Raw genomic sequence first — 14,752 nt, forward strand, 5'->3', positions numbered from 1 at the left:
CCTCGGCCCGGCGCGAGTACGACGCGCACGGCCTGCCCTTCCACGACGCCGCGCACGCCGCGGGCAGCCTCGCGGAGGCGTGCACGGTGATCCGGCGGCTGTGGACCGAGGACGAACCGTTCGACTTCCACGGCACCTACGTCCGGCTAACCGGGGCGTTCTGCAACCCCAAGCCCGTCCAGCGCCCTCACCCGCCCATCCTCATCGGCGGGCGCTCGGGCCCGACGCTGCGCGTGGCCGCCGAGCACGCCGACCTGTGGAACATCCCCGGCGGCGACATCGACGACGTCGTCCGCCGCAGCCGGCTGCTGGACCGCTACTGCACCGAGCTCGGCCGCGACCCCGCCTCGATCATCCGCTCGATCCACCTGCCGGTCTCCTACGACCAGCCCGACATCACCCGGGACGCGATCGGCGAGGCGCTCGACGCCGGCTTCCGGCACATCGTCCTCGGACTGTCGGCGCCCTACCCGGCCGGCGTCGCGCGGTGGGTCGCCGACGAGCTCATCACCACGTCGGCCCGAGCCGCCGCCGAGTTCAGTCGCTGAGTTCAGTCGCTGAGGTCAGTCGCTGAGCAGGCCACGGGCGCGCAGGTCGGACAGGAGGTCGGGCGGCAGGGCCGGGCAGCTGCTCACGGTGACCTCCTTGAGCGACGGGAAGCCGCCGACCTCTCCCAGGTCGCTCAGCGAGCCGCAGTCGTAGAGGTGCAGGGCGCGCAGGGAGAGCAGGCGCTCGAGCCCGTCCAGGGTGGTCAGGCGGCCGGTGCAGGCGACGTAGAGCTCCTCCAGGTTCAGCAGCCCCGCGAACGGGCTGAGGTCGGAGAGGTGGTCCAGCCCCTGCAGGGTCAGGGTGCGCAGGGCGGGCATGCGCGCGAGCGCGGAGAAGTCCGTCATGAGGTCGGTGTAGGCCAGGTACACCTCGCTGATCGACGGGTGTCCTTCGAGCCCGTCGAGCGAGGTGAGCTTGGTGAAGTTGTCGATGGTGATCCCGGTCAGGGCGGGCAACCGCGACAGCGGTCGCAGGTCGGGGAGCGGCGCGCTGGGCAGGCCGAGGTTCGTCAGGCGGGGGTGGTGGCCGAGGCCGTCGAGGCTCTTCAGCTTCGTGCAGCCGCTGAGATACGCCCGTTCGAGCGCGGGCATGGCGGCGATGCCGTCGAGGCTGGTCAGGCGGGCGCAGTGCATGTGCAGCTCGGTGACGGAGTCGAGGCCGTACAGGCCGTCGATGCTTGTGATCTTGGTACGGCTCACGTCCAGTTCGGTCAGCCGGCGCAGCCCGGACAGCGGCCGGATGTCCTCGATGAACCGGCAGTTGTCGAGACCGAGCCAGTCCAGGTACGGGAACGCCTCGCCGAACCCCTCGACACCGGTCACCCCGCTGCTGCGCAGGCTGAGCCGGCGCAGGTTGCGCAGGCCGAGCAGCGGGGAGACGTCGGACACCGCGGGGGAGCTGGTGACCTCGAGCACCTCAAGGCCGACGAGCCCGGCGAGCGGCCGCAGGTCGCTGACGGCCGCGCAGCCGTCCAGCTTGAGCTCGCGCAGCTCGGTCAGCGCGGCGAGCTCGGACAGGTCGGTGAGGCTCTTGCAGTGGTCGAGGACCAGCGTCCGCAGGATCGTCAGGTGGCGCAGCCCGGTGAGCGAGTCACGCCGGCGCAGCTCCAGCTCGGTACGGCCCTCGTCGTCGAAGGCGGGGGCGAGCAGGTGCTCGGCGAAGGCGTCGGGGTCGAGCGTCTGGGGCCACAGCCTGAGCAGCTTCTCGGACGACGGAGCGGCGATCTCCGCGAACTCCGCGGCCAGCGCGAGCGCGTCGCCCTGTCCGCGGAGCGCGAGCTCGCGCAGGGATTTCCAGGCACGTTCCGGGGACGCGGACGCCAGGTTGGCGCGGTAGTCGGAAAGGTCCAGGTTCATGCCATGCCACCCTACGCATTCGTGATCTTCCTGGATGGCGTTCGGGAACACTCGGCCGATCGTGCGGGCGAGCCGGGGGCCGTCAGCGGCCGCGCACGATCAGCTGAAGGAGCCGGCGCGGCCGTTTCGCGCGGAACGCGGCCCGCTCGTTGACCTGCGGGAACGGCGCCTCCGGCACGGGCACGCCGAGGAACGCGCACAGGGGCTCCCACCCGTCCCGCACCTCGAACACCAGCAGCCGTTCCGCCGGGATCGCCGCCCGCACCTCGGCCGCGTGCCGTTCGTAGACGTCGAGGACGTGGTCGCGGTCGTCGATGCGGCCGCCGAAGACGCGGTCCATGACGGTCGCCCTGGCCATGCGCGGGTAGAGGGCGAAGTCCGGCGCGCGGCGGGCCACCAGCCGGCGGGTCACCCGGCGGCGCAGGGGGAGCCGGCGCTCCTCCAGGGCGCTGCGGAAGATGGTCTCGCTGACGCTGTCGTACCAGCGGGCGGGGTCGCGGACGGTCAGGACGACCTTGGCCTCCGGGTAGTGCCCGGCCAGCTCGCGCCAGTACGCGGAGGCGGGCCAGTCGAGCGCCGACCGGAAGCCGGTGAACAGCGTGTCCCAGTCGCGGGAGCGGCCCTCCCCGACGTCGAGCCACTGCCGGACGCGGTACGGCTCCGCGATGACCGTCGACATGTGGTAGCAGGGGCCGAAGCCCAGGATCTCGAGGGCCGCCTTGAGCGACCGCGTGCCCGTGCGCCCGAAGCCCGCGCCGATCACTTTCACGTCGCGCTCACCACCTGCACGTCTCTGATGGGTCTCTGATCTGTGCCGTCTAATGTCGCGATAAATCCGGAAATATGAAAGCACGGAGGAGGCGCACATGCCCTTCCCGCAGCCTCTGCTCGACGCGCTGCGCGACGCCCCGGACCGCCCGGCCTTCGAGCACGGCGACAGGACGCTCTCCCGGGGCGAGCTGCTGGAGCTGATCCGGCGGCTGGCGGGCGCGATGCGCGCCGCGGGCCTGGGTCCTGGGCGGGCCGTCGCGGTGCGCACGGCCGTCACGCCGGAGGCGTTCGCCGCCCACATGGCCGCGCACACGCTGGGCTGCCGGGTCGTCGGCATCCGGCCCGGCTATCCGGAGGGGCAGCTCGCCCACGTGCTGGGGATGGGGATCGACGCCCTGCTGGTGGACTCCACGACCGCGACCCCCGACCTGCGCCGCGCCGCGGCCCGTCACCTCCCCGGCCGGCCGACGCTGTCCCTGGGCCCCTGTACGGGCGCCGGCGACCTGCTGGCCCACCCCGACGACGGACGGCCGCTGACCGTGACCGCCCGCCCCGACGACGTGGCGGCCCTGACCTTCACCAGCGGCAGCACCGGCCGCCCGAAGGGGTGCGCGATCACGTACCGGGCGCTCGGCGAGCACTGGGCGTGGCAGCCGCGTGTATGGTCGCCCGTCGCGGCCGGGCTCGCCGGGGCCTTCGAGCGGTACCTGCTGTTCGGCACGCTGGCCAGCATGGTCGTGATGGAGTTCGTGGCGCCGTGCCTGCTCGGCGGCGGCACGGCGGTGATCCCGGAGGACGACGGGCGGCCGATGTTCCCGTACGCGATCGAGCGCCACCGGATCACCGGCTCGATCATCACCGTGCCCCGGCTCTTCCAGATGCAGAAATTTCTGGACAAGGTGGATGTGAGTAGCTTGCGGGCGCTGATGGTCTCGGGGTCGCCCATCAGCGCGCGGCGGCTGGCCGAGGCCGCCGAGAGGCTCGGCCCGGTCGTCTACCAGGGCTACGGCCAGACCGAGGCGGGCAACATCGCCATGCTCACCCCCGACCACATCGCCGCCGGCGTGCTGGAGCCCGTCGGCCGCCCGCATCCCGGGGTCGAGATCAGCGTGCGCGACGAGCACGACGCCGAGCTGCCCCCGGGCGTGACGGGCGAGATCCACGTACGCGGCCCGTACCTGATGCGGGGTTACTGGGGCGACGAGGAGGAGACCCGCGAGATCCTGAAGGACGGCTGGCTGCGCACCCGCGACCTCGGCCATATGGACGGGGACGGCTTCCTCCACCTGGCCGGCCGCTCCCGCGACGTGATCATGGTCAACGCCATGGTGGTGTACGCGGGCCCGATCGAGCGCGCGCTGACCGATCACCCCGGCGTGGACGAGGCGTACGTGGTGGGCGCCCCGGACGAGGACACGGGCGAGGCCGTGCACGCGTTCGTCGTCCCGGCCGCGGGCCGGACCCCGGACCGGGGCGCGCTGAGGGCACTGGTACGCGCGCGGCTCGGCGAGGACAGCGTCCCCCGGACGATCACGATCGTCCCCGCGGTCCCCCTCGCCACCAGCGGCAAGCCCGACAAACGCGCCCTCTCTGAGCAAATTCTGAGAATTGCCCGCCAACACTGAGGTTGTCCGTTCAATCACATCGTTGTGGCGGAGGCTTCAGTGCCGGACAAGACCCTGGACTACCTGGTGATCGGCGCGGGCCCCGCGGGTCTGCAGCTGGGGTATTTCCTGCACGAGCAGGGGCGGGACTACCTGATCCTCGAGGCGGGTCCCGCGCCGGGCCAGTTCTTCCGCACTCACCCGCGCCATCGCACGCTGATCTCGATCAACAAGAAGTACACCGGATGGGACGACCCCGAGCTCAACCTCCGGATGGACTGGAACTCGCTGCTGTCCGACGACCCCGACCTGCTGTTCACCCGTTACAGCGACCGGTACTTCCCGCACGCCGACGACATGGTCCGCTACCTGGCCGACTTCGCCCAGAAGCGCGGCCTGCGCGTCGCCTACGACTCCCGGGTGGTCCGCGTGGACCGGCCCGGCGCGTCGTTCCGGGTGACGGACGAGACCGGGCGCACGTACGAGGCGAAGCGGGTCATCGTCGCGACCGGCGTCACCAAGCCCAACATCCCGCCCATCGCGGGCATCGAGACGGCCGACCTGTACGGCACCCACTCCATCGATCCGGCCGACTACGTCAACCGGCGCGTGCTCGTCATCGGCAAGGGCAACTCGGCCTTCGAGACGGCCGACAACCTGATGGAGACCGCCGCGGTCATCCACGTGGCGGGCCCGCGCTCGGTCCGCATGGCCTGGCGCACCCATTACGTCGGCCACCTGCGGGCGGTCAACAACGGCCTGCTGGACACGTACCAGCTCAAGTCCCAGAACGCGATCCTCGACGGCGACGTCAAGCGCGTCGAGCGCAGGCCGGACGGCACGTACCTGGTGACGGTCTCCTTCGTCCGCGTCGACGAGATCACCAAGGACATCCCGTACGACAGCGTGATCCTCTGCACCGGCTTCCGCTTCGACGGCTCGATCTTCGGCGACGACTGCCGCCCCGAGCTGGTGATCAACGACAGGTTCCCGTCGCTCACCCCGGCCTACGAGTCCGTCAACGTGCCGGACCTCTACTTCGCCGGCACGATCACCCAGTCGCGCGACTTCAAGCACGGCACCAGCGGCTTCATCCACGGCTTCCGGTACGGCGTGCGCGCGCTGCACCGCGTCCTGGAGTCCCGCTACCACGATGTCCCCTGGCCCGCCACGGTGCTGCCCGCCGACCCGGCGGCGCTCGCGGCGGCGGTCATCGAGCGGGTCAACCGCACCTCGGCGCTGTGGCAGCAGTTCGGGCTGCTGGCCGACGTCATCGTGCCCGACGGGGACACCGCCCGCTACCTGGAGGAGCTGCCGTACGACCTGCAGGGACCGCCGATCGGCGACCACGGCCACTTCACGATCACCCTGGACTACGGGCCGGATCACGACAAGATCGACCCCTTCGACGTCGAGGTGGGCCGGATCCGCCAGAGCGACTCGGTCCGGGCGCACGAGGGCCACTACCTCCACCCCGTCGTCCGCCACCACGTGCCCGGCCGGCCCCCGGTCGCCCACCACATCACCGAGAACCTCGAGAACGAGTGGACCTCCAAGGAGATCCACGTCGAGCCCCTCCGGGCCTTCTTCGCCGCGCAGTTGACGTCCGTACCGGTCTGATGGAGCGGTGGAGCCTGCGCGAGTTCGAGGCCGAGGCCCGCGCCCGCCTCGACCCCGCGCACTACGACTACTTCGCCGGCGGGGCAGGTGACGAGGTCACCGTGCGCGCGAACGAGGCCGCGTTCGCCCGGATCGGCCTGCTGCCCAGGGTGCTGCGCGGCGCGGCCAAGCTGGAGACCGGCCTCACCCTGCTCGGCAGCCACGCCGCCATGCCCGTGCTGGTGGCGCCGACCGCGTTCCACCGCCTCGCCGACCCGGAGGGCGAGCGGGCCACCGCCCGAGCGGCCGCCGTCGCCGAGACGATCATGATCGTGAGCATGGCCGCCACCGTCGCGATCGAGGAGGTCGCGGCCGCCGCGCCCGGCGCCGAGCTCTGGTTCCAGCTGTACGTGCAGCCGGACCTGGCCTTCACCGAGACCGTCGTGCGGCGCGCCGAGGCGGCCGGCTGCAAGGCGCTGGTCGTCACCGTGGACTCGCCCGTGCTCGGCCGGCGCGAGCGCGACCTGCGCAACGGCTTCCACGACCTGCCCGAACACCTGTGCTGCGAGAACCTGCGCGACGGCGACCGGGTGCGCCCGATCCTCATGTCGCCCGAGCTGTCGTGGGAGCACCTCGACCGGCTCCGGGAGATGACCGCGCTGCCGATCGTGGTCAAGGGCGTCACGCATCCCGGCGACGCCCGGATCGCGCTCGACCACGGCGTTTCGGCGATCATGGTCTCGAACCACGGCGGGCGGCAGCTCGACACCGTACCCGCCTCGATCGACCTGCTGCCGGACATCGCCGCGGCCGTCGGCGGGGCCGTTCCCGTGCTGCTGGACGGCGGGATCCGGCGCGGCACGGACGTGCTGAAGGCGCTGGCGCTCGGCGCCGCGGCGGTCGCCGTCGGCCGCCCGGTGATCTGGGGGCTGGCCGCGGACGGCGAGCGGGGAGTGGCCCGCGTGCTCGGCCGGTTGCGCGCGGAGGTCGAGCACGCGCTCACGCTGTGCGGCTGCGCGTCGATCGGCGACCTCGACCCGGGCATGGTGCGGCGGCCATGCTGATCACGCTGATCATCCTGGCCCTGGCGGTCGTGGCGAGCCTGCCGTGGTGGCTGCCGGCGAGGGTCGTGGCGCTGCGCGTACGCGTCTTCAACCGGATCAACGGGGACGAGGGCATCCCCGTCCCCGGCGACCTCGTGGGCGTCGACCGCTTCAGGGAGGTCTACTCGCACCCGGCCGCCGGCGGGCGCAGCAGGGGCGCCGCGCTGTCGGACCTGTTCTGGTACTGGCTGTCGCCCGGCCCCGAGATGCACCAGGAGCACCTGGAGGCGGGCGAGCGGTACGACGCGGTGGCCAAGGCGACGCGCGGGCTGCTCTCCGTGCCGCGCGACGAGGCCGAGGAGCTCACGCTCCGCTGCGCCGCCCGCACGCTGGCGGACGCGCGGGGGCTGGTGCGGCTGCGCGACCTGACGATGCCGCTGTGGGCCGAGTTCTCCTACGAGCTGGTGTTCGCCGAGCCGTGCCCGCGCGAGGCCCGCGACCTGATCGTGGGCAACGCGAACGACGTGGTCACCTCGCTCAAGTGCACCGGCCTGCGGCACATGGAACGCCGCCACCGCCTGACCCGCTACCTGCTCGGCCGCCTGTCACGCGTGCGGATCCCGCTCCCCGCCGGCCTGTCACCCCAGGAGCAGGCGTTCTACCTCCAGGGCGCCTTCTTCAACACCGCCGTCGTCCAGCTGTCGGAGGCCATGGCCCACCTGCTGATGGTCCTCGCGCAGCATCCGGAAGCGCAGGAGCGGGCCCGCACGGGGGACGACCGCTACCTCGACCAGGTGATCTCCGAGACGCTGCGGCTCTACCCGCTCTTCGGCATCGCCCACCGCATCACCACCGGCGAGATCCCGCTCGGCGAGCGCACCGCGATCCCTGCCGGGTCGGTGCTCTGCTTCGACTATCCCGAGTTCCACCGCGCCGGGTTCGCCGATCCGGACCGCTTCGACCCGGGCCGCTTCGACCGGCCCGTCAAAGAGCTCAACCACATCCCGTTCGGCGTCGCCGCCAACCGCCCCTGCCCGGCCTGGCGGCTGGCGCCGATCGCGATGCGGGTCGCGGCGCGGGAGATCCTGCACCGCCACGCCCTGCACTCCTCGGCCGCCCACACCCGGTCCCTGCCGAACCGGGGGCCGTGCCTGCTCACCCCGCCGCACGTGTCCCCGCCCCGCGCCGCGCTCGTCCTCATGCGGGTCCGCGACCGCTGGGAGGACGTCTGGCGCAGCCTCGTGCAACTCGTCCTCGGCACCTACATGGTCTGGGACGCCCGCCGGCAACGGCTCTGCGAGATCCACTTCGATCACCCAGCGGAGAACCGAACATGACCGTACTGGCCCACGTCACGTCTCCCGATCCGAACCTCGCCCTCATACTCAAGGTCCTGCCCGCCCTCGTCGTGATCCTGATCGTCGCGGCGATCTGCGGCCGGCTGGCGCAATTGGTGATGCAGCCGCGCGTGCTCGGCGAGATGGTCGCCGGCGTGCTCCTGGGCCCGACGTTCTTCGGCTGGCTCTTCCCCGACGCGCAGGCGGCCCTGTTCCCGAAGGACGTCAGGCCGGTCCTGTACGTGCTGAGCACCATCGGCCTGACGCTCTACATGTTCCTGGTCGGGGCGGGGCTCGACCACAGCGGGCGCACGCCCGGCGAGGTCCGCAAGGCGTCCGCGCTGGCCGTCTCGGGGATCGTCCCCTCGCTGCTGCTCGGCTTCGGCGCGGGCCTGCTCCTGTACGACCTGCTCTCGCTGCCGGACGTCAGCCCCTTCCAGTTCGCCCTGTTCGTCGGCGGGGCGCTGTCGCTGACCGCGTTCCCCATGCTGGCCAGGATCCTGTACGAGCGCGGCCTGGAGAATGCCCCGGTCGGCCGGCTCACCCTCATCGCCGCCTCCATCGACGACGCCCTGGCCTGGTGCATCCTGGCCGTCCTGTCGGCCATGCACCTCGGCACCGGCGCCGGCGACGCTCTGCCCACCATCGGCCTGACCGCGGTGTTCGCCGTCGTGATGCTCAAGGTGGTCGCCCCCCTGCTGCGCCCCCTGGGCGCGACCGTGGCCCGCACCGGCCACCTCGGCGCCACCGGCATGTACGTCGTCGTCCTCGTGCCGCTGACGGCCGGCTGGCTGACGGACTGGATCGGCGTCTACTCGGTCTTCGGCGGCTTCCTCGCCGGCCTGGCCATGCCCCGCGACCCCAAGTTCCGCGAGGCGCTGCACCGCCGGATGATGGAGATCGTCTCGACGCTGCTGCTGCCCACGTTCTTCACCTTCTCGGGGCTGAACACCCACCTCGGGGGCATCGCGGGCGGCGCCATGCTGCTGGCGTTCGGGCTGATCCTGCTCGCCGGGTTCGCCGGCAAGTACTTCGGGTGCGCGCTGGCGATGCGGGGGATGGGGTTCGGCTGGCGGGAGTCGTACGCGGTGGGGGCGCTCATGAACGCCCGCGGCCTGATGATCCTCATCTTCATCAACATCGGCCTGGCCCAGGGCATGATCAACCAGGAGCTCTTCGCGATGCTGGTGCTCGTGGCCATCCTCACCACGGCCGGCGCGCTGCCCCTCTACAAGCTGGCGCTGCCCGAGCGCCTGGAGACCCGGACCAAGGTTGCGGAAGTTTCGGAGCTGGTCAGGTCCAATCCATCGTGATCGCGCAGGTGAACCGTGGTGCGCGTGGTTCTCGATCAACCAATGCCCGAGTGGACCTGGTAATCCCCCTGGACGTGGTGTATCCGTGGTCTGGTGGCTGGAACACCGGGTACAGCCCGTCGGCTGCTGGTCATCGAGGATGACCGCGAACTGGGGCGCATGCTCGTCGACCTGTTCACCGAGGAGGGGTACACGGTCGATCTGGCTCTGGAGGGGCAGCGCGGGCTGCATCTGGGGCTGAGCCGCTCGTACGACGTGCTGATCATCGATCGCGGCCTGCCGTCGCTCGACGGCATCGACCTCATGCGGCGGCTGCGACGGCAGGCGGTCACCACCCCCGTGCTGGTGCTGACCGCCTTCGGCTCGGTCGCCGACCGGGTCGCCGGGCTGGACGCGGGTGCGGAGGACTACCTGGTCAAGCCGTTCGAGATCGACGAGCTGCTGGCCAGGGTGCGGGCCCTGCACCGCAGGAACCTCGACCAGGCCACGCTGCTGCCGCTCGGCGCGGGCTGGCTGGACTCCGAGTCGCACATCGTCCGGCTGCCCAGCGGGGAGCAGGTCGAGCTGTCGGGACAGGAGTGCCGGCTGCTCAGCGCCCTGGCGGCGCGCCCGCGGCAGGTGCACACCCGCACGTCGCTCCGGCAGCGGGTCTTCGACGGCGCCAAGAAGGAATCGATCGTGGACACGTACGTCTACTACCTGCGCAACAAGCTGGGATCCGGGGTCGTGTACACCGTGCGGGGCGTGGGCTACCGCCTGGGTGAGTTATGAGCCCGGCGGGGCGGGGGTCGGAGCTCGAGCGGCGGCTGCTGAAGCGGGCCCGCCGGCGCCTCACCGCGCAGGTGGCCGGCGCGATCTCCCTGGTCCTGGCCCTGGCCGGGGTGCTGGTCTACTGCGTCATGCTGCACCAGCAGGCCGACTCCGCGCGGCGCGACCTGACCGCCGCCGTGCAGCGCGCCCCCATCGCCCACCCTCCTCCCTGCGTCTGGCTCTACCTGCTGCGGTCCGACGGCACCGTGGAGAGCTCCCCGGGCGCGCCGCAGGCGCTGCCGGTACGCACTCCCATGGACCAGGTCGCCGCCGGGCTGCCGCCCAGGGTCGAGGAGGTCCGGGTGGACGGGCACGCGTACCTCATCCGCACCCAGCGGCGCGGCGACGACACCTTCCAGGCGGCGCTGGACCTGCGCTACCAGGAGGCCGAACGCCAGCGGCTGCTGCGCACGCTCGGCGGCGCGGAGATCGGCGGCCTGCTGGCCGCGCTGCTGGTGGGCCAGGTCATCTCCCGCCGCGCCATCGCGCCGCTCGGCGAGGCCCTGGCCCGACAGCGCCGCTTCGCCGCCGACGTCAGCCACGAGCTGCGCAGCCCGCTGACCCGACTGCACACCCGCGCCCAGCTCCTGTCCCGCCGGCTGCGGGGCGGCACGGACCCGATCCTGCTCATCGACGAGGTGGACCAGCTCGTGACCGGCACCAGGCAGCTGGGCGAGGTGGTCGAGGACCTGCTCCAGTCGGCCCGGTTCCAGCAGTCGCGCCGGCCGTTCGCGCCCGTCGACCTCGCGATGCTGGCCTCCGAGCTGGCCGTGGCCGAGGGCGCCCGCGCGGCGGCCAAGGGGGTGACGATCGAGGCCCGGTGCGAGGGGCCTGGCGATCACGTGGTGCGCGGAGTCGAGTCCGCGCTGCGCCGCGTGGTCTCGGCCCTGCTGGACAACGCGCTGGGTCACACGCGCGCGGGCGGCCACATCTGGGTGACCCTGACCCGGGACCGCGACCTGGTCCGGCTGACCGTGCGCGACGACGGGGTGGGCTTCGACCCGGCGCACACCGAACGCCTTTTCGCCCGGTTCGTGGGAGGCGGCTTCGGGCTCGGGCTGGCGCTCGTACGGGAGGTGGTGGAGGGCCACCACGGCACCATCACCGCGGACGGCCGCCCGGGCGCCGGCGCCACCTTCACCGTCAGCCTGCCGGCCGGCCCCGCCGCCGCCCCACCCCTGTGGGCGCCACCGGCCCGGGAGCCCGAACGCCGCCTCTGAGCGGACACCTGCTAGCGTGCGGCGACATGAGCGGGCGTGGAGTTCTTGTCACAGGTGCGTCGAGGGGTATCGGGCGGGCGGTCGCGGCGGCCTTCGCCGCGCAGGGCGATCGGGTCGCGATCCATCACCGGGACTCCGCGAAGGAGGCGCAGGACCTGCTGGCGGAGCTGCCCGGCCAGGGGCACACGATCGTGCGGGGCGACCTGGCCGATCCCGAGGCGGTGCGCGGCATGGTGGACGCGGCGGCCGATGCCCTGGGAGGGATCGAGGTGCTGGTCAACAACGCCGCCACCTACTTCCACCATCCCCTCGCGGAGCTGTCGTACGAGGAGTGGCAGAGCGCCTGGCGGCGCACGCTCGACATCAATCTGGTGGGGACGGCCAACGTCATCTGGTGCGCCGTCCAGCACATGCCCGCCGGCGGCCGCGTGATCAACGTCTCCTCGCGCGGCGCCTTCCGCGGCGAGCCGGACAGCCCCGCCTACGGGGCGAGCAAGGCGGGGCTGAACGCGCTGGGCCAGTCGCTGGCCATCTCGCTCGCCCCGCGCGGGATCGCGGTGGCGGCCGTGGCGCCCGGCTTCGTCGAGACGGACATGACGACCGAGTTCCTCACGGGGCCCGGGGGAGACGCGATCCGGGCGCAGAGCCCGTTCGGGCGGGTGGCGCGGCCGGAGGAGATCGCGGCGGCCGTCGTCTACCTGGCCTCCCCGGCCGCCGAATGGGCCAGCGGCGCCGTGCTCGACCTCAACGGCGCCTCCTACCTGCGCTGACCCCGTCGGACGGGGTCAGCGCAGCCGCCGCTCCAGCAGGATCGCGCCGCGGCCCGGCAGCAGCGAGGCGCACCACTTGCGCAGGTCGGCCGGCTTCGGCCCGCTCACCTCGCCCCCGTCCAGCAGGTCGGCCCAGTCGAGCAGCGACTCCGCCAGCATGAGCGGCACCCCCCGCCGCTCGTGCATCTCGGCCGCGGCCTCGAAGTGCTCGGCCGCCCGCTGCGGTGAGCCCGTCGCGATGCACAGGTGCGCCAGGTAGTGGTGCCCGCAGTGGTGGGCCACCGCGCCGTGGCCGAACGTCTGCCCGTCGGCGGCCAGCGAGCCGTACAGCTGCTCGGCCAGCTCCGCCCGCCCCAGGCGGGAGGCGGCCACGGCGAGGTTGTCCAGGGCGGGCCGGTGGGCCATGTTGCGGGGCGGTGTGGCGCCGCCGTCGGCCAGGATGCGGTCGAGCAGGGGCGCGGCCTCCTCGTCGGCCATCTCGCACAGATACCGCAGGATCGCGTGCACCGGGTCGACGCGCGGCGCCTGGGCGGCACGGCGATAGCGGTCGCGCAGCTCCCACAGCCGCCCCTGCAGCCGCCGGATCTCGGCGATCTGCGACGAGTAGATGGCCACGGCCTCCAGGCGGCGGCCGATCTCCGAGCCCAGCCGCAGGGCCGCCTGCGCCTCCGACTCGGCCTGCGCCAGGTCGCCCTGCATCAGCGTCAGGCCGGCCCTGGAGTAGCCGATCAGCCAGTTGAGGTGCGGCTGGGCCAGCCGGCGCGCCAGCTCGTCGGCCTCGCCGAGCAGCATCGCGGCCCTGGTCACGTCGCCGCCGTCGAGCACCGGGGGAGTGCGCTGCACGTACGCGTGGAACAGCGCCAGGTCGTCGCCCGTGCGGCGGGCCGCCTCCAGCATCTCGTCGCCGTCGCGGTGGCGCTGGTGCAGCGGGTCGGCGGGGATGATCGTCAGGCTGCGCTGTCCCAGCACGCTGGCGAGCGTGCGCGGATCGCCCGACTTGCGGGCCAGGGCCACGGCCTCGTCGCTCAGCGCGAAGCGCCGCTCGCCGTCGGGCGCCCAGATGAGCTCGGAGGCGAGCTGGGCCGCCAGCAGCGCCCGGGTGCTCAGGTCGGTGGAGTCGACCAGCTTGCGCGCCTCGGTCAGCAGCGCGATGCGCTGCTGGTCGGGGGCCGCCGAGATGGTGGAGAAGCCCCGGTCGCCGCCCAGCGCCGCGATCACGATCAGGTCGGAGCGCTCGCACTGCCTGGCCAGGTCGGCCGCCCGTACGAGGGTCTGCCTGGCGTCGGGGTCGCCGGCCAGCCACATGGCCCGGCCGCACTCCACCAGCAGCTCCGCGCGCCGCTCCAGCGTGGCGCCGGGGAAGTCCGCCAGCAGGTCGAGCACCCGCTGGTACCAGGTGACCGCCTCGCGGTGCGCCAGCCCGGCCAGCGCGTACTGCGCCGCGTGCACGGCCGCGTCCGCCGCCGCGCTGACCCGGGCCGGGTCGCGGCCGTGCCCGGCGGCGGCCAGCAGGTGGGTGGCCACGACGTACGGCCGGGTCTCCATGGCGTGCGGGTCGGTCCGGCACAGCGCGTCGGCGACCTTGCCGTGCAGCAGCCCCGCCCGCGGCGCGGACAGCTTGGCGTAGAGGGCGGTCCTGGTCAGCTCGTGGGAGAACCGGCAGGACCCGCCGTCCGACATGGTCACCAGGCCGGCGCCCATGGCCTCCTCCACCGCGGCCACGAACCGGGCCTCGTCGAGCCCCAGCCCCGCCCGCAGCTCGGCCGACTCCATGCGCTCGCCGACGGCCAGCAGGTTGACCAGGTCTCTGGCGTCCGGGTGGAGCTGCGAGAGCCGGGCCATGACCATCCGCGTCACCGAGTCGGGCACGGTCAGCCCGTCGAGCTCCTTGCCCGCGGCCAGCTCCCTGACCACCTCGCTGACCAGGAACGCGTTGCCGCCGGTGATCCGGTGCAGCAGCTCGGAGTCGCCGCCGCCGCGCACCTCCGCCAGCGCGTGGGAGACCTCGTCCAGCCCGAAGGAGGGCACCTCGATCGTGCGGCTGTCGGCCGTCAGCTTGTGCAGCTCCGGCAGGGCCGACTCGGCGGGCGAGCCGACAGGCAGGGGCCGCGAGGTGGCCAGGACCAGCAGCGGCAGGGCCTCGGCGTCCCACATGAGGGCGTTGAGCATCTGCAGCGACTCCAGCGTCGCCCACTGCAGGTCGTCGATCACCAGCAGCACCGGCCGCACGGTGGTCAGGCGCTCGATCAGCGTGCGGGCCGCCGCCATCAGCTGGTAGCGCTCGGACACGGGCTCGGTGGCCGGCGGCACCTCCAGCGACAGCGGGGGAGCGGCCAGCGAGGGCGCCAGGCGGACGAGCTGGCCGCACTGCTGGTCGACGC

At 72.8% G+C, this 14,752-nt stretch carries 12 protein-coding genes; 9 read left to right on the forward strand and 3 right to left on the reverse strand.

From position 1 onward, the window contains the following. Positions 1-548: LLM class flavin-dependent oxidoreductase (locus ACWDX9_RS49280; RefSeq protein ID WP_449968022.1), on the forward strand; the 548-nt coding region annotated here is incomplete at its 5' end. 15 nt (positions 549-563) lie between these two features. Here ACWDX9_RS49280 and ACWDX9_RS49285 read toward each other — a convergent pair. Together ACWDX9_RS49285 and ACWDX9_RS49290 are read right to left on the reverse strand one after the other, a co-directional pair. Continuing rightward, on the reverse strand, positions 564-1,904 hold the full coding sequence (locus tag ACWDX9_RS49285) for a hypothetical protein (RefSeq protein WP_449968024.1): 1,341 nt from the start codon (positions 1,902-1,904) through the stop codon (positions 564-566). A gap of 82 nt (positions 1,905-1,986) precedes the next feature. Continuing rightward, entirely contained in the window at positions 1,987-2,673 is a 687-nt protein-coding gene (locus tag ACWDX9_RS49290; RefSeq protein WP_449968026.1) for a sulfotransferase family protein, read from the reverse strand. A 97-nt stretch (positions 2,674-2,770) separates the two neighbouring features. Here ACWDX9_RS49290 and ACWDX9_RS49295 point away from each other — a divergent pair, with 97 nt between their 5' ends. The 8 genes from ACWDX9_RS49295 (at position 2,771) to ACWDX9_RS49330 (ending at position 12,371) form a co-directional block, all read left to right on the forward strand. Beyond that, positions 2,771-4,300: a class I adenylate-forming enzyme family protein gene (locus tag ACWDX9_RS49295; protein ID WP_449968028.1), complete on the forward strand. Its 1,530-nt coding sequence runs from the start codon at positions 2,771-2,773 to the stop codon at positions 4,298-4,300. Between the two features lie 39 nt (positions 4,301-4,339). Continuing rightward, complete coding sequence (locus ACWDX9_RS49300; protein WP_449968032.1) at positions 4,340-5,899, forward strand: NAD(P)-binding domain-containing protein; 1,560 nt, start codon at positions 4,340-4,342, stop codon at positions 5,897-5,899. Further along, the gene (locus tag ACWDX9_RS49305; RefSeq protein WP_449968035.1) at positions 5,899-6,942 is read left to right on the forward strand and encodes an alpha-hydroxy acid oxidase; all 1,044 of its coding nucleotides are present in this window, start codon (positions 5,899-5,901) and stop codon (positions 6,940-6,942) included. The genes ACWDX9_RS49300 and ACWDX9_RS49305 overlap by 1 nt, the downstream gene beginning before the upstream one ends. Continuing rightward, the gene (locus tag ACWDX9_RS49310; RefSeq protein ID WP_449968037.1) at positions 6,936-8,258 is read left to right on the forward strand and encodes a cytochrome P450; all 1,323 of its coding nucleotides are present in this window, start codon (positions 6,936-6,938) and stop codon (positions 8,256-8,258) included. The genes ACWDX9_RS49305 and ACWDX9_RS49310 overlap by 7 nt, the downstream gene beginning before the upstream one ends. Beyond that, positions 8,255-9,571, forward strand: a complete 1,317-nt coding sequence (locus ACWDX9_RS49315) for a cation:proton antiporter (RefSeq protein WP_449968040.1) — start codon at positions 8,255-8,257, stop codon at positions 9,569-9,571. Before ACWDX9_RS49310 ends, ACWDX9_RS49315 begins: the two co-directional genes overlap by 4 nt. A 93-nt stretch (positions 9,572-9,664) precedes the next feature. Next, positions 9,665-10,342: a response regulator transcription factor gene (locus ACWDX9_RS49320; RefSeq protein WP_364257338.1), complete on the forward strand. Its 678-nt coding sequence runs from the start codon at positions 9,665-9,667 to the stop codon at positions 10,340-10,342. Beyond that, positions 10,339-11,601 (forward strand): sensor histidine kinase, encoded by a 1,263-nt coding sequence (locus ACWDX9_RS49325; protein ID WP_449968044.1) that lies wholly within the window; start codon positions 10,339-10,341, stop codon positions 11,599-11,601. Before ACWDX9_RS49320 ends, ACWDX9_RS49325 begins: the two co-directional genes overlap by 4 nt. A 26-nt stretch (positions 11,602-11,627) precedes the next feature. Then, a complete protein-coding gene (locus ACWDX9_RS49330) occupies positions 11,628-12,371 on the forward strand; it encodes an SDR family NAD(P)-dependent oxidoreductase (protein WP_449968048.1) in 744 nt (247 codons plus the stop codon). Between the two features lie 15 nt (positions 12,372-12,386). On the opposite strand, the gene ACWDX9_RS49335 is transcribed toward ACWDX9_RS49330, so the two are convergent. Further along, positions 12,387-14,752 (reverse strand): ATP-binding protein (locus tag ACWDX9_RS49335; protein WP_449968051.1); only part of this gene is annotated, 2,366 nt, incomplete at its 5' end.

Source organism: Nonomuraea sp. NPDC003201 (assembly GCF_053590415.1).